18 protein-coding genes are annotated in these 23,403 nt (G+C 70.1%); 6 read left to right on the top strand and 12 right to left on the bottom strand.

Annotation, left to right across the window (positions count from 1 at the left end):
- Positions 1-68: 68 nt before the first annotated feature.
- The 8 genes from whiA to CXQ97_RS04245 all read right to left on the bottom strand — a co-directional run bounded on the left by whiA (position 69) and on the right by CXQ97_RS04245 (position 9,992).
- Positions 69-1,049, bottom strand: coding sequence for a DNA-binding protein WhiA (gene whiA, locus CXQ97_RS04280; protein ID WP_104179594.1), 981 nt, complete (start codon positions 1,047-1,049; stop codon positions 69-71).
- Between the two features lie 10 nt (positions 1,050-1,059).
- Positions 1,060-2,082: a uridine diphosphate-N-acetylglucosamine-binding protein YvcK gene (gene yvcK, locus CXQ97_RS04275; RefSeq protein ID WP_104179593.1), complete on the bottom strand. Its 1,023-nt coding sequence runs from the start codon at positions 2,080-2,082 to the stop codon at positions 1,060-1,062.
- Complete coding sequence (gene rapZ, locus CXQ97_RS04270; RefSeq protein ID WP_104179592.1) at positions 2,082-2,981, bottom strand: RNase adapter RapZ; 900 nt, start codon at positions 2,979-2,981, stop codon at positions 2,082-2,084. Before rapZ ends, yvcK begins: the two co-directional genes overlap by 1 nt.
- A gap of 94 nt (positions 2,982-3,075) precedes the next feature.
- The gene (gene uvrC, locus CXQ97_RS04265; RefSeq protein ID WP_104179591.1) at positions 3,076-5,130 is read right to left on the bottom strand and encodes an excinuclease ABC subunit UvrC; all 2,055 of its coding nucleotides are present in this window, start codon (positions 5,128-5,130) and stop codon (positions 3,076-3,078) included.
- 90 nt (positions 5,131-5,220) lie between these two features.
- The gene (locus tag CXQ97_RS04260) at positions 5,221-5,889 is read right to left on the bottom strand and encodes a 1-acyl-sn-glycerol-3-phosphate acyltransferase (RefSeq protein WP_104179590.1); all 669 of its coding nucleotides are present in this window, start codon (positions 5,887-5,889) and stop codon (positions 5,221-5,223) included.
- Positions 5,876-6,532 (bottom strand): HAD hydrolase-like protein, encoded by a 657-nt coding sequence (locus CXQ97_RS04255; RefSeq protein ID WP_258062314.1) that lies wholly within the window; start codon positions 6,530-6,532, stop codon positions 5,876-5,878. The genes CXQ97_RS04260 and CXQ97_RS04255 overlap by 14 nt, the downstream gene beginning before the upstream one ends.
- Positions 6,533-6,619: 87 nt before the next feature.
- Entirely contained in the window at positions 6,620-9,529 is a 2,910-nt protein-coding gene (gene uvrA / locus CXQ97_RS04250) for an excinuclease ABC subunit UvrA (protein ID WP_104179589.1), read from the bottom strand.
- A gap of 85 nt (positions 9,530-9,614) precedes the next feature.
- On the bottom strand, positions 9,615-9,992 hold the full coding sequence (locus CXQ97_RS04245; protein WP_181034969.1) for a GntR family transcriptional regulator: 378 nt from the start codon (positions 9,990-9,992) through the stop codon (positions 9,615-9,617).
- A gap of 120 nt (positions 9,993-10,112) precedes the next feature.
- Here CXQ97_RS04245 and CXQ97_RS04240 point away from each other — a divergent pair, with 120 nt between their 5' ends.
- Positions 10,113-10,763 (top strand): MBL fold metallo-hydrolase, encoded by a 651-nt coding sequence (locus CXQ97_RS04240; protein ID WP_104179852.1) that lies wholly within the window; start codon positions 10,113-10,115, stop codon positions 10,761-10,763.
- A 48-nt stretch (positions 10,764-10,811) separates the two neighbouring features.
- On the opposite strand, the gene CXQ97_RS04235 is transcribed toward CXQ97_RS04240, so the two are convergent.
- Positions 10,812-11,585, bottom strand: a complete 774-nt coding sequence (locus CXQ97_RS04235; protein ID WP_104179588.1) for a trans-aconitate 2-methyltransferase — start codon at positions 11,583-11,585, stop codon at positions 10,812-10,814.
- A gap of 39 nt (positions 11,586-11,624) precedes the next feature.
- Here CXQ97_RS04235 and CXQ97_RS04230 point away from each other — a divergent pair, with 39 nt between their 5' ends.
- The 3 genes from CXQ97_RS04230 (at position 11,625) to CXQ97_RS04220 (ending at position 16,019) form a co-directional block, all read left to right on the top strand.
- Positions 11,625-14,168: an RNA helicase gene (locus tag CXQ97_RS04230; RefSeq protein WP_104179587.1), complete on the top strand. Its 2,544-nt coding sequence runs from the start codon at positions 11,625-11,627 to the stop codon at positions 14,166-14,168.
- Positions 14,169-14,199: 31 nt separating this feature from the next.
- On the top strand, positions 14,200-14,676 hold the full coding sequence (locus CXQ97_RS04225; RefSeq protein WP_104179586.1) for a GNAT family N-acetyltransferase: 477 nt from the start codon (positions 14,200-14,202) through the stop codon (positions 14,674-14,676).
- 77 nt (positions 14,677-14,753) lie between these two features.
- Complete coding sequence (locus CXQ97_RS04220) at positions 14,754-16,019, top strand: alpha/beta fold hydrolase (protein WP_104179851.1); 1,266 nt, start codon at positions 14,754-14,756, stop codon at positions 16,017-16,019.
- A 112-nt stretch (positions 16,020-16,131) separates the two neighbouring features.
- Here the strand turns inward: CXQ97_RS04220 and CXQ97_RS04215 are convergent, their stop codons facing one another.
- The 3 genes from CXQ97_RS04215 to coaE all read right to left on the bottom strand — a co-directional run bounded on the left by CXQ97_RS04215 (position 16,132) and on the right by coaE (position 20,686).
- Positions 16,132-17,208: a TerC family protein gene (locus tag CXQ97_RS04215; protein ID WP_104179585.1), complete on the bottom strand. Its 1,077-nt coding sequence runs from the start codon at positions 17,206-17,208 to the stop codon at positions 16,132-16,134.
- Between the two features lie 346 nt (positions 17,209-17,554).
- Complete coding sequence (uvrB, locus tag CXQ97_RS04210) at positions 17,555-19,630, bottom strand: excinuclease ABC subunit UvrB (protein ID WP_104179584.1); 2,076 nt, start codon at positions 19,628-19,630, stop codon at positions 17,555-17,557.
- A gap of 81 nt (positions 19,631-19,711) precedes the next feature.
- Positions 19,712-20,686, bottom strand: a complete 975-nt coding sequence (coaE, locus tag CXQ97_RS04205) for a dephospho-CoA kinase (RefSeq protein WP_181034968.1) — start codon at positions 20,684-20,686, stop codon at positions 19,712-19,714.
- 123 nt (positions 20,687-20,809) lie between these two features.
- Between coaE and CXQ97_RS04200 the strand changes: the two genes are divergently transcribed.
- Together CXQ97_RS04200 and CXQ97_RS04195 are read left to right on the top strand one after the other, a co-directional pair.
- Positions 20,810-22,480, top strand: coding sequence for an ATP-dependent DNA helicase RecQ (locus CXQ97_RS04200; RefSeq protein ID WP_104179583.1), 1,671 nt, complete (start codon positions 20,810-20,812; stop codon positions 22,478-22,480).
- 212 nt (positions 22,481-22,692) lie between these two features.
- Complete coding sequence (locus CXQ97_RS04195; RefSeq protein ID WP_104179582.1) at positions 22,693-23,394, top strand: GAF and ANTAR domain-containing protein; 702 nt, start codon at positions 22,693-22,695, stop codon at positions 23,392-23,394.
- Positions 23,395-23,403: the final 9 nt, after the last annotated feature.

Raw genomic sequence — 23,403 nt, 5'->3', positions numbered from 1 at the left:
CTGTGGTGCGGAGGGCAGCAGCTCCGCTCGATGACAAGCGGGCTTGCTGTTCCATCCTATGCATTTCTTCACTCGTCGAGCATGTCCGCGGTCACATTCGCATCGGTCCCCGGGATCCCGATGTCGGATGCCCGCTTGTCGGCCATAGCCAGCAGCCGGCGGATGCGCCCGGCGATGGCGTCCTTGGTCATGGGCGGGTCGGCGAGACGCCCGAGTTCGTCGAGGCTCGCCTGCTTGTGGGCGACGCGCAGCTCGCCCGCGTACCGCAGGTGCTCGGGGACGGTCTCGCCGAGGATCTCGAGGGCGCGCTCCACGCGCGCTCCGGCGGCGACCGCGGCCTGCGCGGACCGGCGCAGGTTCGCGTCGTCGAAGTTGGCGAGGCGGTTGGCCGTCGCACGCACCTCCTTGCGCATACGGCGTTCCTCCCACACCATGAGCGCGTCATGGGCGCCCATCCGCGTCAGGAGCGCGGCGATGGTGTCGCCGTCGCGGATGACCACGCGGTCGATGCCGCGGACCTCGCGTGCCTTGGCGGAGATGTCGAGGCGCCGTGCGGCGCCGACGAGTGCGAGGGCCGACTCCGGGCCGGGGCAGGTGACCTCGAGGGAGGAGGACCGCCCGGGTTCGGTGAGCGATCCGTGCGCGAGGAAGGCCCCGCGCCAGACGGCCTCGGCGTCCGCCGTCGACCCGTTCACGACGGCGGACGGCAGCCCCCGGACGGGGCGGCCGCGACTGTCCAGGAGTCCCGTCTGGCGCGCCAGGGATTCGCCGTCACGCACTACGCGGACCACGTACCTGTTCCCGCGTTTCAGACCGCCCCCGGTGACCACGATGATCTCGCTGTTGTGGCCGTACACCTCGGCGATGGCCGCGCGCAGCCGGCGGGCGGTCGACGCGAGGTCCACCTCGGCCTCGATGACGATCCTGCCCGAGATGATGTGGAGGCCCCCGGCGAACCTCAGCAGCGCGGACACCTCGGCCTTGCGGACCGAGGATTTCTTGACGTCGAGGTGCGAGAGCTCCTCTTTGACGTCGGCGGTCAGGGCCACAGATGCACTCCTAGTTCTCCCCAAACATGTCGTTGTAGGACGTCGCCAGCCGGAGCGGGTCGTGGACGGGCTTTCCGGTCGAAGCTCCCACTGTACCGAAGACGGCGCGTCCTCCCATCCCGGCGACGGTCCGCTCGAACTCGTCCCGGTCGGCGATCACGGCGGGGTCCGCGAGCACGACGTCGACCGTGAAGTCGGGCGCGTACCGGGAGATCACGTGGAGGTGGTCCACGGCGCTCATGCCCTGGGTCTCCTTGGTGTCGTTGCTGAGGTTCATCGTGAGGCACCGTTTGGCCGAGGTGCGGCACAGGGCGTCCCTCAGTTCGGGGAGCAGCAGGTGCGGCAGCACGGACGTGTACCAGGAGCCCGGGCCGAGGACGACCCAGTCGGCCAGCTCGATGGCCTCGAGTGCGTCCTTGCAGGCGGGCGCGGCGGGCGGCAGGAGCCGGATGTTGCTCACGTTGCCGGTCTCGGAGGCGACGGCGAGCTTCGCCTGGCCGGTGACCGTCGTGACCCGCAGGCTCCCCTGCACCTCGCTGAGGAGGTCGCCCTCGATGGTCAGGGGCACGCTGGCCATCGGGAGGACCCGCCCGCGCGCCCCGAGGAGGGCGCCGGCCCATTGGAGGCCCGCCACGGGATCCCCCAGCAGTTCCCACAGGGTGACGATCAGCAGGTTGCCCATGGCGTGGTCGTCCAGGGGGCTCTCGACGCCGTGGCGGGAGGTGAACCGGTGCTGCATCACGTCGCGCCACGTCCGGCCCCAGTCGGTGTCGTCACACAGGGCGGCGAGGGCCATGCGCAGGTCCCCGGGAGGCAGCACCCCGAGTTCGTGGCGGAGCCGTCCGGAGGAGCCGCCGTCGTCGGCGACCGTGACCACGGCGGTCAGCTCCTGCGTCAGGAGCCGCAGGGCCGAGAGCGACGCCGCGAGTCCGTGGCCGCCGCCGAGGGCGACGACGGCGGGTCCGCCGCCCGAGTCACCCTGCCGCCGTGCGGACGGCGGGACGAGGGGAAGGGGCCCGGAGAGGACTCCCATCACTCACGTCCGAGGTCACGGTGATGCGCGGCGACCTGCACTCCCGGCAGCTGGGCCAGGCGCTGCGCGATCTCCTCGGTCACGGCCACCGAGCGGTGCTTGCCGCCCGTGCACCCGACCGCGATGGTGGCGTAGTGCTTGTTCTCGCGGCGGTACCCGTCGAGCACGGGGACCAGGGCGTTGACGTACCGCTCGATGAAATCGCCGGCCCCCTGCGCCCCGAGGACGTAGTCGCGGACCGGGGCGTCGAGGCCCGTCTGCGGACGCAGGACCGGCACCCAGTGGGGGTTCGGGATGAACCGGACGTCGGCCACGTAGTTTGCATCCGCCGGGAGGCCGTACTTGAAGCCGAAGCTCATGACGTTGAGTCGCAGGACGATCGGGCCGGAGTCGGAGAACAGCTCGGTGACCTTGGTGGCCAGGGCGTGCACGTTGAGGTCGGTCGTGTCGATGACGTCGTCCGCCGAGTGCTTCAGCTCCTTCAGCACGTCGCGTTCGGCGGCGATCCCGTCGAGGATGCGGCCGTCGCCCTGCAGGGGGTGCGGGCGGCGGCCCTGCTCGAAGCGGCGCACCAGGACGGCGTCGTCGGCGTCGAGGAACAGCACCCGGTAGTTCACCCCGGCCGAGCGGAGGCCCGCGAGGGACGCCCGGATGTCGCGGAAGAGCTCCTTGCCGCGCACGTCGACGACGACGGCCAGCTTGGGAATGGTCTCGGGTGTCCGCGCGACGAGCTCGGTGAGCGTGGTGAGCATCTGCGGAGGGAGGTTCTCGACGACGTACCAGCCGTGGTCCTCCAGGGCGTTCGCGGCGGTGCTGCGGCCGGCCCCCGACATGCCGGTCACCACCAGCAGCTCGGATTCGGCGGGTTCGACCGGAGTCAGGCTCGTGGCCTCAGTCATCGTGGTGCATCCGTTCCGGCTCGACGGGGCGTCCGGTCTTCCGGCCGGCCCTGGTGTGGTCTCCGCGACGCCTCCGGCCGCGCCTTCAGCCTAGCTAATCTTCGATGATCTCGCCCGTGGTCATGTTCACGGCGGGCGCGGGAGCGTCCTCCGGGGAGACGGCGAGCGAGGTGCGGATGGTCTCGGCGAGGGCCGGACCGACGCCCGGCACCTCGACGAGCTCCTCGACCGAGGCGGCCCGGATCTTCTTCACCGAGCCGAAGTGCTTGAGCAGGGCCTTGCGCTTGGCGGGGCCGAGGCCTGCGACCTCGTCGAGCGCCGACGCGGTCATCGACTTGCCGCGTTTCTGGCGGTGGAAGGTGATGGCGAAGCGGTGCGCCTCGTCGCGGATGCGCTGCAGCATGAACAGCCCCTCCGAGGCGCGCGGGAGGATCACCGGGAACTCGCTGTCCTGGACCCACACCTCCTCGAGCCGCTTGGCGAGGCCGATCACGAACACGTCGTCGATCCCGAGGTCCTCGAGGGCCCGGGAGGCCGCGGCCACCTGGGGCGGTCCGCCGTCGACGACGACGAGGTTCGGCGGGTAGGCGAAGCGGTTGCGGGTGATCGCCGTCGTCGTGTCCTTCAGCGGCCCGCCGTTCGCGCCGAGCGGCTCGTCCACGGCCGGGTGCGGGAGGACCGACGCCTCGTCGTCCACGGGATCGACCTCCGGGTCGGGGGCGGCGGCGTCGCGGGGCGGGCCCGCCTTCCCGGCGAGGTAGTTGCGGAACCGGCGATGGATGACGTCGTACATGGACGCCGTGTCGTCGCGTGCGGCGTCCCCTGTGATCGAGAACTTGCGGTACTCGGACTTGCGCGGCAGGCCGTCCTCGACGACGACCATCGAGGCCACCACGTTGGTCCCCTGCACGTGCGAGATGTCGAAGCATTCGATGCGCATCAGCGGCTGGGGCAGGTCGAGGGCCTCCTGCAGCTCCTGCAGGGCGGTGGACCGCGTGGTGATGTCGCCGGCGCGGCGGCTCTTGTGCAGGCGCAGCGCCTCCGCGGCGTTCTGCTCCACGGTGCCCAACAGCGTGGCCTTGTCGCCGCGCTGCGGGACGCGGACATCCACGCGGGCACCCCGGAGCCCGCGCAGCCACTCGAGCATCTGGTCGGAGTTGCTCGGCAGCACCGGGACGAGGACCTCGCGCGGGATCTGCTCGTTGCTGCTGCTGCCCTCGCCGTAGACCTGCTGGAGCAGGTGTTCGACGAGGTCCGGGGTGTCCATGTCCTCGACCTTCTCCACGACCCAGCCGCGCTGCCCGCGGATGCGTCCGCCCCGGACGTGGAAGACCTGGGCGGCGGCCTCCAGCTCGTCCTCCTTGAGCGCGAAGATGTCGGCGTCGGTGTCCTCGCTCAGCACGACGGTGTTCCGCTCGAAGACCCGGCGGAGTGCGGCGATGTCGTCGCGGAGGCGTGCCGCGGATTCGTAGTCGAGCTCCTGGACCGCCTCGGCCATCTTCCGCTCGAGCCCGGAGATGAACTTCTTGGCCTCGCCGGACATGAACTCGCAGAAGTCACCGGCGAGAGCCCTGTGGTCCTCGGCGCTGATGCGCCCGACGCACGGTGCCGAGCACTTGTCGATGTAGCCGAGGAGGCAGGGCCTGCCGCTGCGTTCGGCGCGCTTGAACACCCCGGCGCTGCACGTACGGACGGGGAACACGCGGATCATCGTGTCCACGGTCTCGCGGATGGCCTTCGCCGGGTAGAACGGCCCGAAGTAGCGGGTGTCCTTCTTCTTGTCGCCGCGCATCACCTGGACGCGGGGGTACTTCTCCCCCATGGTGACGGCGAGGTAGGGGTAGGACTTGTCGTCGCGGAACATGATGTTGAACCGCGGATCGAACTCCTTGATCCAGGTGTATTCGAGCTGCAGCGCTTCGAGCTCGCTGCCCACGACCGTCCACTCCACGCTCGCGGCGGTGAAGACCATGCTGCGGGTCTTGGCGAGGAGGCCCTGCGGGTTCGCGAAATAGGAGTTCAGGCGGGAGCGGAGGTTCTTCGCCTTGCCGACGTAGATGACCCGGCCGTGCTCGTCGCGGAAACGGTACACGCCCGGATCGAGCGGGATCTCGCCGGTCTTCGGACGGTACGTCACGGGGTTTGCCACGCCTACAATCCTAGGTGCGGGCGGTGACATGCCCCGACCCCGGCGGCGCGGTTCCGCTGACCGCTGACGCCCGCCGCGGCGTCGCGCGGACTACTCGGTAGCGGGGCTCTGGTTGTAGTGCGGCGCCCGTTCCTGGCCGGTGAGGCCGGCGATGCTGTCCATGATGGTGTCCGTGGCGTTGCGCCGCGCGGGCAGGGGATGCCCGGGGCCGGTCTTCGCGAACACGAGGGGCCGACCGATGCGCAGGGTGAAGTGCTGGGGTCGGACGCCCTTCCTGCCCGCAGGCTGCAGCGCGTCCGTGCCGATCAGGCCCACGGGCACCACGGGGGCGCCGGTCGTGAGCGCGAGCCACCCGACGCCCGTGCGGCCGCGGTAGAGCCTGCCGTCCCGTGAGCGGGTCCCCTCCGGGTAGATGCCGACGCCGTCTCCCTGCTCGAGCAGGTCGAGGAGGGTCTTCAGCGCCTGGACGCTCGCGGCCTGCTGACCCCGTTCGACGGGGATCGAGCCGACACCCTCGAAGAAGGACTTCATGAGGGCGCCCCTGATGCCCGTGCCCGTGAAGTACTCGGCCTTGGCGAAGAAGGCGACGGGCCGGGGCATGAGCGCCTGGACGAGGACGCTGTCGAGGAAGGAGAGGTGGTTCGCGGCGACGATGAACGGGCCGTCCGCGGGCACGTGGTGCAGCCCTTCGACGGTGGGCCGGCAGAGCCCCGCGATGAGACCCCGGGTGGTGCTGCGCGTCAGGTCATAGACTCCCACCGAGCACCTCCAGGAGCTCGTCGGCGGACTGCACGACGGCGGCAGCGCCCGCCTCCTCGAGCTCACCCGGTGCGGCGAACCCCCAGCCGACGCCGATGCACGGCAGGCCGTTCGCGGCGGCGCCCTCGACGTCGTGGCGGCGGTCGCCGACCATCACGGCGGAGCCGGCGGCGTCCGGGTGCCGGTCCAGGGCGGCCCGGATGATGGCTGCCTTCCCGTCCGGTGCCGCGGACTCGTCCCGCGGGGACCCGTGGACGGAGGCGAAGAGGTGCCGGAGTCCCTGCACGGCGAGGAGCTCCTCGGCGAGCCATTCGGGCTTCTGGGTGGCGACGGCCACCACAGCGCCGCCGCGGGCCACCGCGTCGACGCAGCGGGCGATCCCGGGGTAGGGCCGGCTGCGGGCCATGCCCGTGTCGACGTAACCCGCACGGTACGTGTCGAGGACGTCCTGCACGCGGGAACCGGGCACCCCGGCGAGGGAGATGAGCGACCGCACGAGCGGAGGCCCGACCATGGCCTGGAGGGTTGCGTCGTCGGGGACCGGCAGCCCGTGGCGGCGCAGGGCCTCGCTGATGCCCCCGGTGATGGCCCCCGCCGGGTCGACCAGTGTGCCGTCGAGGTCGAAGAGTATCAGCGAACGCATATTTGCCACCGGGCAAGCTTGCCATAGCACCGGCAGGGCGCGCGGCATGCATGCCCTCCCGGGCATATCCGGGAGGGCGACGACGGGCTACACGGCCTTGGCGAAGATCTCCTTGAGGAACGTGCCGGTGTAGCTTCCCTCGTTCCTGGCGACCTGCTCGGGCGTGCCCGTCGCGATGATCTGTCCGCCGCCTGACCCGCCGTCCGGTCCGAGGTCGATCACCCAGTCGGCGCTCTTGATCACGTCGAGGTTGTGCTCGATGGTGATGACGGTGTTGCCCTTGTCCACGAGTCCCTGCAGGACGAGCAGGAGCTTGCGGATGTCCTCGAAGTGCAGGCCGGTCGTCGGCTCGTCGAGCACGTAGATGCTCCGCCCGTTCGACCGCTTCTGCAGTTCGCTGGCGAGCTTGACGCGCTGCGCCTCGCCGCCGGAGAGGGTGGTGGCGGGCTGCCCGAGCCGCACGTAGCCGAGGCCCACCTCGACCAGCGTGTTCAGGTGCCGCGCGATCGGGCTGAACGCGGCGAAGAACTCGGCGCCCTCCTCGATCGGCATGTCGAGCACGTCGGCGATGGTCTTGCCCTTGTAGTGCACCTCGAGGGTCTCGCGGTTGTAGCGCGCCCCGTGGCACACCTCGCACGGCACGTAGACGTCCGGGAGGAAGTTCATCTCGATCTTCAGGGTGCCGTCGCCGGAGCACGCCTCGCAGCGGCCGCCCTTGACGTTGAAGGAGAAGCGGCCCGGCAGGTAGCCGCGGACCTTGGCCTCCGTCGTCTCCGCGAAGAGCTTGCGGATGTTGTCGAAGACGCCCGTGTAGGTGGCGGGGTTGGACCGCGGCGTGCGGCCGATGGGGCTCTGGTCGACGTGGATGACCTTGTCGAGGTGTTCGAGGCCGTCGATCCGCTTGTGCCGGCCGGCGACCTGCTTCGCGCCGTTCAGCTTGTTGGCGAGGACCTTGTAGAGGATGTCGTTCACGAGGGTGGACTTGCCGGAGCCGCTCACGCCGGTCACGGCGGTGAGCACCCCGAGCGGGATCGTCGCATCCACGTTCACGAGGTTGTGCTCGCGGGCGCCGACGACCTTCAGCTGCCGGGACCGGTCGATCTTGCGGCGCTTCGCCGGGATCTCGATCCTGCGGCGGCCCGAGAGGTAGTCGCCGGTCAGGGAGTTCTCGTTGGTGAGGAGGTCCTCGAGGAGCCCCGAGTGCACCACCTGGCCGCCGTGCTCCCCCGCGCCCGGCCCGATGTCGACGATCCAGTCGGCTTCGGCGATCGTGTCCTCGTCGTGCTCGACGACGATCAGGGTGTTGCCGAGGTTCCGCAGCCGCGTCAGGGTCTCGATGAGCCGGCGGTTGTCGCGCTGGTGCAGCCCGATGGACGGCTCGTCGAGCACGTACAGCACGCCGACGAGGCCCGACCCGATCTGCGTGGCCAGGCGGATGCGCTGGGCCTCGCCGCCGGACAGCGTGCCGGAGGCCCGCTCGAGGTTGAGGTACTCGAGGCCGACGTCGAGGAGGAAGGTGAGGCGAGCCTGGATCTCCTTGAGCACCTGGTTGGCGATCTGCGCCTCGCGACCCGTCAGGACGAGGGTGTCCAGGAACTCGGCGCAGTCGCGCATCGGCATCGCGGCGACCTCGGCGATGGAGCGGCCGTTGATGAGCACCGAGAGCGACGCCGGGTTGAGCCGTGCGCCGCCGCAGGTGGGGCACGGGATCTCCCGCATGTACTCCTCGTAGCGGTCCCTCGCGTTGTCGGACTCCGTCTCCAGGTGCTTGCGCTGGATGTACTGGATGGCGCCCTCGAAGCCCGTGCTGTACTTCCGCTCCCGGCCGAAGCGGTTCTTGTACTGCACGACGACCTTGTGGTCCTTGCCGTACAGCGCGGCTTCGCGGGCGCGGTCGGGCAGCTTCCGCCAGGGGGTGGTGACGTCGAACTTGAGCTCGGCGGCGAGCCCTTCGAGCAGGCGCGTCCAGTACTCGGTGGTCGCCGTGCCGAGCGACCACGGGGCGATGGCACCCTCGGCGAGGCTCAGGTCGTGGTTGGGGACCACGAGCTCCTCGTCCACCTCGAGCTTGCTGCCGATCCCGGTGCAGGCCGGGCAGGCGCCGAACGGGTTGTTGAAGGAGAACGAGCGCGGCTCGATCTCGTCGATCGCCAGCGGGTGCTCGTTAGGGCAGGCGAGGTGCTCGGAGAAGGCGTGGAGGCGCTTCGCGTCGTCCTCGGGGAGGTCCACGAACTCGGCGAGGACGCGACCGTCGGCGAGCTTGAGCGCGGTCTCGACGGAGTCGGTGAGGCGCTGCTGGATGCCGCCCTTGACGACGAGGCGGTCGATGATGACCTCGATGGTGTGCTTGTACTGCTTGCCGAGCTTCGGCGGATCGCTCAGCTGGATGAGCTTGCCGTCCACGCGGGCACGCGAGTAGCCCTTGGCGGTGAGCTCCTGGAAAAGGTCCACGAACTCGCCCTTGCGGGCGCGCACGACGGGCGCGAGGACCTGGAAGCGCGTGCCCTCGTCGAGTTCCAGGAGCTGGTCGACGATCTGCTGCGGCGTCTGCTTCGCGACGGGCTCCCCGCACACGGGGCAGTGCGGGCGGCCGACGCGCGCCCAGAGCAGGCGCATGTAGTCGTAGATCTCCGTGATGGTGCCCACGGTGGACCGGGGGTTCTTGCTCGTGGACTTCTGGTCGATTGAGACGGCGGGTGAGAGGCCCTCGATGAAGTCGACGTCGGGCTTGTCCACCTGGCCGAGGAACTGCCGGGCGTAGGCGGACAGGGACTCGACGTAGCGTCGCTGGCCCTCCGCGAAGATGGTGTCGAAGGCCAGGGATGACTTCCCCGAGCCCGAGAGTCCGGTGAACACGATCATGGCGTCGCGCGGGAGGTCGAGGTCGACGTTGCGCAGATTGTGCTCGCGTGCGCCCTTGACGATCAGCCGGGAGAGATCCTGGGGTGCAGGCTCCGGGTTGTGGGCGTGCTGCTCGAGAGAATTTGCTATAGACACCAGATAACTGTAGGAGAAAAACCGTTCGAAAGCATATTCGAATAGTCGCCGATCCGCGCTGGTGCGGCGCCCCCGCGCGTGCCGTTCACCCTCGGCGCAATGCCGCCCTCACCATGGCGACCGCTTCGGCCTCCGGGACCCCCGCGGAGTGCGCGACGGCGGCGAACGCGCCGGCGGCGTCGGCCACGCGCTCCCGCGCGGTATCGCCTCCGGCGGCGATGACCGTGCCGGCCCGACCCCTGGTCTCGACGACCCCGGCCTGCTCCAGCTCGCGGTAGGCCCGGGCGACGGTGTTCGCGGCGATACCGAGGTGGGTGGCGAGTCCACGCACGGGCGGCAGGCGCGTGCCGACGGGAGCCTTGCCCGCGTGGGCGGCGCCGAGGACGGCCTGCTTGATCTGCTCGAAGGGCGGCACCGTGCTCTTCTCGTCCAGCCTGAGCCACCGCGGAATGCCCTGCTCCATACTCTGTCCATTCCGTCGCGGGTCCGAGGGCCTCGGTGGCCCGTCCTCCTGAGACCCTACCGCCGCGGCCCGGCCCGGGTGGCTCGCCCGGGTCCCGGGCACCCTGCCTACACTGTGCTCATGACCGAGCTCCTGCAGGACCTCAGCGAGATCACGATCCGCAGCCTGTCCGTGTCCGAGATGGACAACAACGTGTACGTGCTGACCTCGAAGTCGACCGGTGCGCAGGTGCTCGTCGACGCCGCCGACGACGCCCCGGCGATCCTCGGCCTCCTCGCGGACGCGCAGGAGGACACGGACGCCGAGACCCGCGTGGCCCTCATCATCACGACGCACTCCCACTGGGACCATGTGCGCGCGCTCGCCGAGGTCGCGGACGCCACGAAGGCGCGCACCGCCGCGGGGGCGGACGACGTCGAGGACATCGCCGTCGCGACGGACGTCCCGCTGCGGCACGGCGACGTGGGGTCCTTCGAGGGCTTCGAGCTCGAGGCGATCCACCTCCGGGGTCACACCCCGGGCTCCGTCGCGATCCTGTACCGGGATCCGCACGGTCCCGCGCACCTGTTCACGGGCGATTCGCTGTTCCCGGGCGGGATCGGCAACACGCAGGGCGATCCGGAGCGGTTCGCGTCCCTGTTCGACGACGTCGTCACCCGGGTCTTCGACCGCCTGCCCGACGACACCGTCGTGCACCCCGGGCACGGCAGGGGCACGACCCTGGGCGCGGAGCGGGGCTCCCTCGCGGAGTGGAAGCAGCGCGGCTGGTAGGACGGTCGGCTGGACGGACCGCCGCCGAGGGGCCGTCCGGACCTCTGCTCAGGCGGGCCGGTGCCCGACGGCGAAGATCCGCCGGAAGCCGAACACGGTGCCGTGCCCGCCCCGCGGGTACGCCCTCCGGAGCAGCTCCCCGTAGCCGGCCTCGAACTCGGCGGCCTCCTGGTCCGACAGCACCTCCAGGACCGGCAGCAACGCCGTCCCGCGGACCCAGCCCAGCACGGCGTCCTCCCCCGTCAGCACCTGCTGGTACGTCGTCTCCCAGACATCGGCCTCGAGCCCGGCGTCCAGCAGCTGCGCCAGGTAGTCCGCGGGCGCCCCGACGGCGTCGTCGTGGCGGAGCACGCCGCGGAGCCTGTCCGCCCACCGGGGGCTCGCCGCGTGCTCGCGCATCAGGGCATGGGACGGGGCCGTGAAGTTCCCGGGGACCTGGAGCGCGATCCACCCGCCCGCGGGGAGCGCCTCCGCCCACGCGGTCAGGAGGTCGCGGTGACCGGGTATCCACTGGAGGGCCGCGTTCGTGACGACGACCTCGTCGGAGCCCGGCCGGTAGTCGCGGAGGTCTCCCACCTCGAACGCCAGGTTCGGCGGCGCCGGACGGCGGCGGGCGGCCCCGATCATGTCCGCGCTGGAGTCGACCCCCCGCACCGACGCGTCGGGCCACCGCTGCGCGAGCGCCTCCGTCAGGTTCCCGGGTCCGCAGCCGAGATCGACGACGCTCCGCGGACAGGCGTGGTCGATGCGTCCCACGAGGTCGAAGAAGGGCCGACCGCGATGACCGGCATGGCGGGCGTAGAGTCCAGGGTCCCAGCGCATGATCCACCCTAACGCCCCCACCGGTAGGCTGAACGGACCATGAGGATCCAAGAGCACCTGCCCCGGCACGACGACGGCCGACTCACCGCGGACGCGGTCTACGAGGCCTTCACCGGCTGGGCGACGGGCCGGGGCCTGACCCTGTACCCCGCGCAGGACGAGGCCGCCATGGAGCTCGTCTCGGGCAACAACGTCATCCTGGCGACCCCGACCGGCTCCGGGAAATCGCTGGTCGCCATCGCGGCCCACCTGAAGTCCTTCGCGGAGGGACGGACGAGCTACTACACGGCGCCGATCAAGGCCCTCGTGTCCGAGAAGTTCTTCGCGCTCTGCGACATCTTCGGGCCGGAGAACGTGGGCATGATCACGGGTGACTCGGGGGTGAACCAGGACGCACCGATCATCTGCTGCACCGCGGAGATCCTCGCGAACCTCGCCCTGCGGGAGGGCGCCCTGGCCGATGTCGACACGGTGGTCATGGACGAGTTCCACTTCTACTCCGACCCGCAGCGGGGCTGGGCCTGGCAGGTCCCGCTGCTCGAGCTGCCCCAGGCGCAGTTCCTGCTGATGTCCGCGACCCTCGGCGACGTCTCGCGGTTCGAGAAGGACCTCACCGAGCGCACGGGCCGCCCGACGGCGACGGTCACGTCCGTCGAACGGCCCATCCCCCTGCACTTCTACTACGTCGAGACACCCGTGCAGGAGTCCCTCGAGGAACTGCTGTCCACCCGGCAGGCGCCCGTGTACGTGGTGCACTTCAGCCAGGCGGAGGCGATCGAGCGGGCGCAGAACCTCATGAGCGTCAACGTCTGCACGCGCGAGGAGAAGGACCGCATCGCGGACCTGATCGCGACGTTCCGGTTCTCCGCGGGCTTCGGGAAGACCCTCAACCGGCTGGTCCGCCACGGCATCGGCGTGCACCACGCCGGCATGCTGCCCAAGTACCGGCGCCTGGTGGAGCAGCTGGCCCAGGCCGGGCTGCTGAAGGTCATCTGCGGCACCGACACGCTCGGTGTCGGCATCAACGTGCCGATCCGTACGGTGCTCCTCACCGCGCTCAGCAAGTACGACGGCGTCCGCACGCGGCTGCTCAACGCGCGCGAGTTCCACCAGATCTCCGGCCGTGCCGGCCGGGCGGGGTACGACACCGCGGGGACCGTGGTGGTCCAGGCGCCCGACCACGTGGTCGAGAACACCAAGGCCATGGCCAAGGCCGTCACCAAGTTCGGCGACGACCAGAAGAAGCTGCGCCAGGTGGTGCGCAAGAAGCCGCCGCAGGGTTTCGTCTCCTGGGGCAAGCCCACGTACGAGCGGCTCGTGGAGAGCGTCCCCGACCCGCTCACGTCGTCGTTCTCGGTCAGCCACTCGATGCTCCTGAACCTCCTCGAGCGGCCCGGCGACCCCTTCACCGCCACGAAGCGCCTCCTGACCGAGAACCACGAGACGCGCGCGTCGCAGCTGGGCCTCCTGCGCCGTGCCATCGGCATCTACCGTGAGCTGATCACGGCGGGCATCGTCGAGAGGCTGCCCGTCCCTGAGCCGGACGGCCGGCAGGTGCGGCTCAGGATCCACCTGCAGGCCAACTTCGCACTCAACCAGCCGCTCTCCCCCTTCGCCCTCGCGAGCCTCGAACTCCTCGACCCCGAGGCCCCGGGCTATGCGCTCGACGTCGTCTCCGTCATCGAGGCGACCCTCGAGAAACCCCGGCAGGTGCTGAACGCGCAGGAGAAGAAGGCCCGGGGCGAGGCCGTCGCGGCGATGAAGGCCGAGGGCATCGACTACGACGCGCGCATGGCACGCCTCGAGGAGATCGGCTACCCGAAGCCGCTCGAGGAGCTGCTGCAGCAGGCGTTCGACGTGTACCGCACGTCGGCACCCTGGCTCGGCGATTTCGAGCTCGCGCCCAAGTCGGTGGTGCGCGACATGTACGAGCGGGCCATGAGCTTCGGCGAGTACGTGGCGTTCTACTCCCTGACGCGCTCCGAGGGCATCCTCCTGCGCTACCTCGCCGACTGCTACAAGGCCCTGCGCCACACCGTGCCCGTCGAGGCCCTCCGCGAGGACCTCAGCGACATCCTGGAGTGGCTCGGCGAACTGGTCCGGCAGGTCGACAGCAGCCTCCTCGACGAGTGGACCCAACTGTCCGCCGGGATCGCGCCGGGAGTGGCGGTCGACGCCGTGGAACTCCCCGAGGAGCCGCCGTCGGTCACGTCGAACGAGCGGGCCTTCCGCGTCATGGTGCGCAACGAGATGTTCCAGCGCGTGAAGCTCTTCGCCGACGAACGGGACGAGGCGCTCGGTGCGCTGGACGCGGACTCAGGGTGGACCGCGGACCGCTGGGCCGAGGCCCTCGACGGGTACTTCGGGGACTACGAGGACATCGACGACGGTCCGGAGGCCCGCGGACCGGCCCTGCTGCTCATCACCAAGGCCCCGGGTCTGTGGCGGGTGCGGCAGATCCTGAAGGACCCCGAGGGGAACAACGACTGGGGCATCAACGCGGAGATCGACCTCCCGGCGTCGGACGAGGCGGGCACCCCCGTCGTCCGGATCCTCGGCGTGGGGGCACCCGTCGCCGCCTGAGCGGCCGCTCCGGCTTCGCTAGTCTTGGGTCATGTCCTCGATTCGCGCAGCACGGCCGGCGGACGTGCCGGTCATCCTCCAGCTCATCCACGACCTCGCCCTCTACGAGCGCGAACCCGACGCGGTGAAGAACACCGTCGCGTCCCTCCAGGACGCGCTGTTCGGCAAGAAGCCCACGATCTACGCCCATGTGGCGGAGGCCGGGGGGCAGGTGCAGGGCTTCGCGCTCTGGTTCCTGAACTACTCCACCTGGGAAGGTGTCAACGGCATCTACCTCGAGGACCTGTACGTCCGCCCCGAGGCACGCGGCGCGGGGCACGGCAAGGCCCTGCTGGCCAACCTCGCGAGGATCGCCGCGGAGCGCGGGTACGCCCGCGTGGAGTGGTCGGTGCTCGACTGGAACGAGCCGTCCATCCGCTTCTACGAACAGCTCGGCGCACGACCGCAGTCCGGGTGGAGCACCTTCCGCCTCACGGGAGGCGCGCTCGCCGAGGTCGCGGCCCTGTGACGCCGGCGTCCGCGCCCGGGCCCACGCCGGGCACCGCGCCCGACGACGGCGACCACGTCGTCGGCAGGACGGCCGTCATGCGCGGGCTGCGGGCGACCGGCCACTCCTTCCGCGTACCGCTCGACCACGGGGACGCGGCGTCGGAGCGGATCGAGGTCTTCGCCCGCGAGTACTCGTCGCTCGAACACAGCGACGACGACGCCGCACGCCTGCCGTGGCTCCTGTTCCTGCAGGGTGGCCCCGGCGGGCGCGGTGTGCGCACCACGCAGCTCTCGGGCTGGATGAAGGCCGCCGCGAAGGACTTCCGGATCCTCATGCTCGACCAGCGGGGGACGGGCCTGTCGACGCCCGCCGACGCCGCGACGCTCGCCGCGCTGCCGACGCCGCAGGCCCGGGCCGACTACCTGGCCCACTTCCGGGCGGACGCGATCGTGGCGGACGCCGAACTGATCCGCGCCCGGCTGCGCAGCGGCCCGTGGACGGTCTTCGGGCAGAGCTACGGCGGCTTCTGCACGCTCACCTATCTGTCGAAGGCGCCCGAGGGCGTCGAGCGGGCCCTCGTCACGGGCGGCCTCGCTCCCCTGACCGGCCGCCCCGAGGAGGTCTACCGGGCGACGTTCGCCCGGGTCGAGGAACGCAACCGGGAGTACTTCTCGTGGTACCCCGAGGACCGGGAAAGGGTGACCCGCATCGCCCGCCACCTCACGGCGGTGGAGGAGTTCCTCCCCAGCGGGGAACGGCTGACGGTGCGGCGCTTCCAGATGGTGGGCTCGTTCCTGGGCGGGAACACGAGGGTGCACGGCCTGCATTACCTGCTGGAGGACGCCTTCACCACCACACCCGACGGGCCCCGGCTGTCCGCGACGTTCCTCGAGCAGGTCCAGGGCATCGTGAGCCGGGGCGCGCAGCCGCTCTACGCACTGATGCACGAGTCGATCTACTGCCAGGGCTTCGCGTCGGGCTGGTCGGCCCGGCGCGTGCTCGACGAGTACCCGCAGTTCCGTGACGACGCGGCGGAGATCCTGTTCACGGGCGAGATGGTGTACCCCTGGTACTTCGAGGAGGATCCCGCGCTCCGGCCGCTCCGTGACGTGGCGGACGTGCTCGCGGCGAAGGACGACTGGGGCCGCCTGTACGACGGCGATGTCCTCGCGACCAATACGGTGCCCGTCGCCGCCGCCGTCTACCGCCACGACATCTACGTCGACAGGGATCTGTCCCTCGCGACCGCAGCAGCGGTGCGGAGGCTCGAGGTGTGGGAGACGGACGAATTCCACCACGACGGGATCGCCGACGACGGCGAGGCGATCTTCGAACGGCTGCTCGGCATGACGCGCCCCTGATTCCCCGGTCGGGCGGGGCCGCTCCAGGGCGCGTCCGCTCCACGGACGCAGAAGGACCCCGCACCCGTGGTGCGGGGTCCTTCTGCCGTGCGCGTCCGGGCCGGGCCGAAACCTAGCGGCGGGGTTCCTTGGCGCCGGCATCGTCCGCCGCCTCGTCGAGTCCGTCGGTGACCGCGGACGGCGTCTCCGTCGACGTACCGGAACGCACAGCGGCCTTCTCGTCGGCCTTGGACTTGATCAGGCTGGCGATCACGGCGACCACGATTGTCGCGATGATCACGGCGAGGGACACGAACGTCGGGATCTCGGGGGCCCACTCGATGTGCTGGCCGCCGTTGATGAACGGCAGTTCGTTGACGTGCATCGCGTGGAAGATGAGCTTCACGCCGATGAAGGCGAGGATCACGGAGAGGGCGTGCTTCAGGTAGATCAGGCGGGTCATCAGGCCGCCGAGGAGGAAGTAGAGCTGGCGCAGGCCCATGAGGGCGAAGATGTTCGCCGTGAACACGATGAACGCGCTCTGCGTCAGGCCGAAGATCGCCGGGATGGAGTCGACGGCGAACAGCAGGTCGGTGAGCCCGATCGTCACGAAGACGATGAGCATGGGCGTGAAGACCTTCTTGCCGTCGACGACGGTGCGTACCTTGTTGCCGTCGTAGGACTCGGACATGGGCAGGACGGACCTGAGCTTCGCGATCAGCTTGTTGTCCCCCGCGTGCTCCTCGTCCTCACCGGAGTCGGTGGCCTGCTTGTACGCGGTGTACAGGAGGAATGCGCCGAAGATGTAGAAGATCCAGCTGAAGTTCTCGATGACGGCCGCACCGAGCGCGATGAAGATGCCGCGGAGGATCAGCGCGATGATGATGCCCACCATCAGTACTTCCTGCTGGTACTTCCTGGGCACGGAGAACCGCGCCATGATGATGATGAAGACGAACAGGTTGTCGATGCTCAGGCTGTACTCGGTGATCCAGCCGGCGATGAACTGCCCGCCGTACTCGGGTCCCGTGAAGAAGAACATCAGGGCCGCGAACACGAGCGCGAGTCCCACGTAGAAGGCGACCCACAGGCCGGCCTCCTTCATGGACGGCTCGTGTGGCCGCTTGACGACGAGCAGCAGGTCGAACAGCAGGATGATCCCGAGCACGACGAACGTGCCGATCTCGAACGCCATGGGCAATGCGGGCATGGAATACCTTCCGGAGGGTGGAGTCGATCGCCGTAAGTCTCTCCGCCGCGGCATACTGCCGACTCGCCGCTACGTCCGGCAGGCCGACGATGCCCTGCGTGTTGACGTCCGTAGCGCTTGGGATACTCCCCTACGTCGGGTCAATGCTACCCGGGCGGACGAGAAGCGCGCGAATGGCATGCACCGGTTGTGTCGTCGCCTCGTCCCTTGACGCGACCGTCATCGCCGTCTCCCGCCCGGACCATGACCGCACGGACCCGTCGATCCTTCGGCCGACCCGCCGACCGGGCCGCCGACGGGACCCTGCCTCGAGGGAGCCCCGAGCCGGGTCCCCTCGGACATCCGGTCAGGCGTGGCCGGCGGACTGCATCTGCCGCAGTTCCTTCTTCAGGTCGCCGACCTCGTCGCGCAGCCGCCCGGCCAGCTCGAACTGCAATTCGGCTGCGGCCGCGTGCATCTGGTCCGTGAGCTGCTGGATCAGGTCCGTCAGGTCCTCGGCAGGCACCGACGCGAGGCCGTCGTGCCGCCCGACGCCCTTCTTCGGCTTCCGGGACTTGCCCGCTTCCTCGAGCAGTGCGCGGGTGTCTGCGTCCTCCCGGTTAATGGTGTCGGTGATGTCCGCGATCCGCTTCCTCAGCGGTGTGGGATCGATGCCGTGCTTCAGGTTGTGGGCCACCTGGATCTCCCGACGCCGGTTCGTCTCGTCGATCGCGCGCGCCATCGAGTCCGTGATGCGGTCCGCGTACATGTGGACCTCCCCGGACACGTTGCGAGCTGCGCGTCCGATCGTCTGGATGAGCGAGGTCGCGCTCCTGAGGAAGCCCTCCTTGTCCGCGTCGAGGATGCTGACGAGCGACACCTCGGGGAGGTCGAGCCCCTCGCGGAGCAGGTTGATGCCGACCAGGACGTCGAAGGTGCCCATCCGCAGTTCCCGCAGCAGCTCCACCCGCCGCAGGGTGTCGACGTCGGAGTGGAGGTACTCGACCTTGACCCCGTGCTCGAGCAGGTACCCCGTGAGGTCCTCGGCCATGCGTTTGGTGAGCGTGGTGACGAGGACGCGCTCGTTGATCGCCGTGCGCTTCCGGATCTCGTCGAGCAGGTCGTCGATCTGACCCTTGGTGGGCTTGACGACCACCTCGGGATCGATGAGGCCGGTCGGGCGGATGATCTGCTGCACGAACCCTTCCGCCTTGCCCAGCTCGTACTTGCCGGGCGTGGCGGACAGGTAGACCGTCTGCCCGATGCGGTCCTGGAACTCGTCCCACTTCAGCGGGCGGTTGTCCATCGCGGACGGCAGCCGGAACCCGTGGTCCACGAGGGTCCGCTTCCGCGAGGAGTCACCCTCGTACATGGCGCCGATCTGCGGGATGGTCACGTGCGACTCGTCGACGACCAGCAGGAAGTCGTCGGGGAAGTAGTCGAGCAGGCAGTGGGGCGCCGAGGCCGGATCGCGTCCGTCGATGTGCCGCGAGTAGTTCTCGATACCGTTGCAGAACCCCATCTGCTGCATCATCTCGAGGTCGTAGGTCACGCGCATGCGGAGGCGCTGTGCCTCGACGAGCTTGTTCTGCGACTCGAATTCCGCCAGGCGCTGCCGCAGTTCGTCCTCGATGTCCTTGATCGCCCGCGTCATGCGGTCCTCGCCGGCGACGTAGTGGGAGGCGGGGAACACGTACATCTCCTCCTCCTCCCGGATGACGTTCCCGGTCAGCGGGTCGAGGGTGTAGATGTTCTCCACCTCGTCCCCGAAGAACTCGATGCGCAGCGCATGCTCCTCGTACATGGGGATGATCTCGACGGTGTCCCCACGGACCCTGAACGTGCCGCGGTGGAAGTCCATGTCGTTCCGCGTGTACTGCATGCCCACGAATTGCCGCAGCAGCGCGTCCCGGTTCATCTGGTCGCCGCGGTGCAGCGTGACCATCTTGTTGATGTACTCCTCGGGCGTCCCCAGCCCGTAGATGCAGGAGACGGTGGCGACGACGATGACGTCGCGACGCGTGAGCAGCGCGTTGGTCGCGGAGTGCCGGAGGCGCTCGACCTCCTCGTTGATGGAGGAGTCCTTCTCGATGAAGGTGTCCGTCTGCGGGACGTAGGCCTCGGGCTGGTAGTAGTCGTAGTAGGAGACGAAGTACTCCACCGCGTTGTTGGGCAGCAGTTCCCGGAACTCGTTGGCGAGCTGCGCGGCGAGGGTCTTGTTCTGCACCATGACCAGGGTGGGGCGCTGCACCTGCTCGATCAGCCAGGCGGTCGTGGCGCTCTTGCCGGTACCGGTGGCACCGAGCAGGACGACATCCTTCTCCCCGGCATTGATGCGCTCCGCGAGTTCCTTGATGGCGGTGGGCTGGTCGCCCGCCGGGGTGTACTCGCTGATGACCTCGAACGGAGCGACGACTCGCTTGATATCCTGCGCAAGACTCATGTCTCAACGGTAGTCGCTGCCGGTGACACTTCGCCGCGGATCTGCTGGCGGCTGAACCCCTGACGGCGCCGCTGGAGCGCCTCAGCCGAACGGCGGAGCCGCGACCACGGTCACCGTGGCGTCGACGGCCGGATCGGCCGCGCGATGCACGGCCGCGGCACCCTCGCCGGGACCGTCCCCGGCGCGTCGCCCGCCCCGGACGCGGGGGTATCCCGCGAGCACCAGGGCCGCGGTGACCGCCTCGGCATCGGCGTCCGCGGCGAGCGACACCTGCACACCCGTCGGCCCCATATCGCCGTCCGGTCCGCCGTCGGGGTCGCTGCCGGGCTCCACCGAGGCGCCGGAGGGGAGCGCCGCGGCCAGCTTCGCCCGGATGCGCCGGCCCGGCCCGCTCGTGCCCGCAAGCCCGGCGGCGAGCGGGCCTGTCGGCTCGGCGGCCGGGACACCGGCGGACAGGTTGTCCCGGAACGGCACGATCCTGCGGTGCCAGAGGGCGTCCGTCGCGTCGAGGAGATCGTCCAGGGTCCGGTCGTTGGCGAGGACCGCATCGGCCTCCCGCAACCGGTCGTCGCGGGACGCCTGGGCGGCGATGCGGCGGCGGGCGTCGCCGGGGTCCATGCCGCGGTCCCGGACCATCCGCCCGATGCGCTCCTCGTCCGGCGCATCGACGACCACGACGAGGTGGAAGCGCGCCGCCTGGCCGGTCTCCACGAGCAGCGGGATGTCCTCGACCACGACGGCGTCCTCGGGCGCCCCGTCCACGATCGCCGCGGCCAGGGCCCGCACCCGCGGATGCACTATCCCGTTGAGCCGCTCCCGCGCGGAGGCATCGGCGAAGACCAGGGCGCCGAGCGCGGGTCGGTCGAGCGCGCCGTCCGTTCCCAGGACACCCGGGCCGAAGGCGGAGACGACCTCGGCCAGGCCCGGCGACCCGGGTGCGACGGCCTCCCGGGCCAGGAGGTCGGCATCGACGACCACGGCGCCGAGGTCGGCGAGGCGGCGGGCCACCACCGACTTCCCCGCGGCGATCCCCCCGGTCAGTCCTACGCGCAGCATGAGCCCACCCTAGCCCGGCGTCCCCCGCATCCGCTGTCAAGACCGGGCAGGGGCGACGGTCGCCGCGGGCGAGTGTCGGTGCCCCTGAATACGCTCGGGGTACTGCCGTCCCCGAGGAGTACCGTGACCATCACCCTGCACGACCTTCGATCGACCGCCGCCTCCACCTTCGGCTGGGAGGACCTGCGCCCCGGCCAGGAGCGCGCCATGGAAGCGGTCCTGGCGGGCAGGAGCGTCCTCTGCGTCATGCCGACGGGCTCCGGGAAGTCCGCCATCTACCAGGTTCCCGCCCTGACGCTGCCCGGCGTCGCCGTCGTCGTCTCACCACTGATCGCGCTGCAGCACGACCAGGCCGAATCGATCAACGAGACGTCGGGCTCCGTCCGTGCCTATGTCATCAACTCGGGGATGAGGAAGACGGAGCTCGACGCCGCCTGGGATGCGGCAGCCGACGACGACGAGGCGACGCGCGCGAAGTTCCTCTTCCTCGCACCGGAGCAGATCGCACGCGACGACGTCGCCACTCGTCTCCGCTCGCTCGACGTGTCGCTCGTGGTCGTCGACGAGGCGCACTGCGTCGCGTCCTGGGGCCACGACTTCCGGCCCGACTACCTGCAGCTGGGCCACCTGCTCAGGGATCTCCGGGTGCCGGTGGTCGCCCTCACCGCCACGGCGTCACACCCCGTGCAGACGGAGATCGCCGAGCGGCTCCATCTGGCGGGCCACGCGGTGATCGTGGAGGGCTTCGACCGCCCCAACCTGACCCTCGACGTCGTCCAGCACGTCGACGGCGCCGAGAAGGAGCGCGCCGTCCGGGACCAGGTCCTGGCCCTCGAGGGTCCCGGCCTGGTATACACGGCGACGAAGAAGTCCGCCAACGCCCTCGCCGCGGAGCTGCAGGAGCGCGGACGGCGCGCCGACGTCTACCACGCGGGGCGGCTCAAGAAGGAACGCCAGGCGGTGCACGAGGGGTTCCTCGACGGCTCCATCGACGTGGTCGTCGCGACGACCGCCTTCGGCATGGGTATCGACAAGCCGGATGTGCGCTTCGTCCTCCACGCGGACATCTCGGATTCCCTGGACAGCTACTACCAGGAGATCGGCCGGGGAGGACGGGACGGGCTCGGGTCGAGGGCCATCCTCCATTACCGCCCCGAGGATCTGTCCCTGCGCCGCTTCTTCGCCGCGAAGTCCGTCAACCGCACCCGGCTGAGGGAGCTGTTCGCGTTCCTCGCCGCCCGGGGCAAGCCCGTCACGGTCAGGAAGCTGAAGGAGCTCTCGGGCCTCCCGCCCCGGAAGCTGGCAGGGCTCCTCAACCTGCTCGTGGCATCCGGCGCCGTCGGGGACGGCGTGAAGGGGTACCGCGCGAGGAGGATGTCCACCTCGGACGCGGTGGAGGCTGCGGTGGGGCAGGCGGAGAGACGAGAGCGCATCGATCGGTCACGCGTCGACATGGCGCGCCGCTACGCGGAGACCAGGGGCTGCCGGCGGCAGTTCCTGCTGGCGTACTTCGGGGAGGAACTGCCGGGGGCCTGCGGCAACTGCGACAACTGCTTTCGGCAGGAGCAGGCCGGAACCGTGCCGGAGTCGGCCGGAGCGGGCGCCGCGTCGCAGGCGGACGTCCCCTTCGAGGTCGACACCGTCGTCGAGCACCCCGAATGGGGACGCGGGACGGTCATGGGCTACGAGGACGGCATCATCACCGTGCTGTTCGGCTCGGTGGGCTACAAGACCCTCTCAACCGAGCTGGTCGAGGAGAAGGAGCTGCTCGCGACCGTGCCGTCCGGGAGCTGAGGCTGACGGCGCGCGGCACGCGCGGCGTGCTGGGACAGCTGGGCGAAGGGATGCTCGTCCCGACCACCGCCCCGGGTGGCCGCGGACGGCCCCGGGTGGACGCGACGATCGCCCGCATCCGTGCCCGGGCCCGCGGGATCCCGTGTGTATCCTGATACTCCGTACCCGATCGAATCCGCTCTGCTGCCGAGGCTGGAACTGTGACTTCACCCATGGAAGAACTGACGTTCGTCTTCGCCAGACTCAAGGGCCTCCTGCTGACCGAGGGTACGGCGGGGCGTGCCGTCGAGGATCTGGCCGAGGCCGTCAAGAGGTCGATCCCGGGATCGCTCGGAGCCGGTGTCTCCCTCCTCGACGACCAGGGCCGCAGGCGGAGCACCGGGTACACCGACGACGTGGTCGCGGAAGCCGATGCGCTGCAGTACGACCTGAGCCAGGGCCCCTGCCTCACCGCGTGGGCCGCCGAGGCCACCGTCCAGATCGACGACGTCCGGACGGACGACCGTTGGCCCCTGTGGCAGGAAGCCGTCCGGCACCTCCCCCTGAGATCGACGCTCAGCACGGCGCTCGTGCACAACGGGAGGAGCCTCGGCGCGCTCAAGGTCTACTCCCCGCTCCCGTCGGCCTTCTCCCTGCAGGATCGCAGGCAGCTCGTGCTCCTCGCGTCCCCGGCGGCGACGCTCCTCGGGAACGTCCAGCCGGACAGCTCCCCGGCGGCGGCGAGCAAGGCCCTGCGCGATGCCCTCGGTACCCGCGACCTCATCTCCTCGGCCCGCGGCGTGCTGATGGAACGGCACGGGCTCGATGCCGACACCGCGATGCGACGATTGCTGTCAGAGGCCTCGATGACGAGGGTGGACCTGCGGACGGTCGCCCTGTCCGTGATCGACGGCGCCGCCGGCCCCTCGTACTAGGGCGCTGCA

The sequence above is a fragment of the Arthrobacter sp. B0490 genome (genome assembly GCF_002929355.1).
Lineage (GTDB): Bacteria > Actinomycetota > Actinomycetes > Actinomycetales > Micrococcaceae > Arthrobacter_D.
The sequence above is the reverse complement of the archived record's forward strand: the minus strand, read 5'-3'. Positions and strand labels throughout refer to the sequence as shown.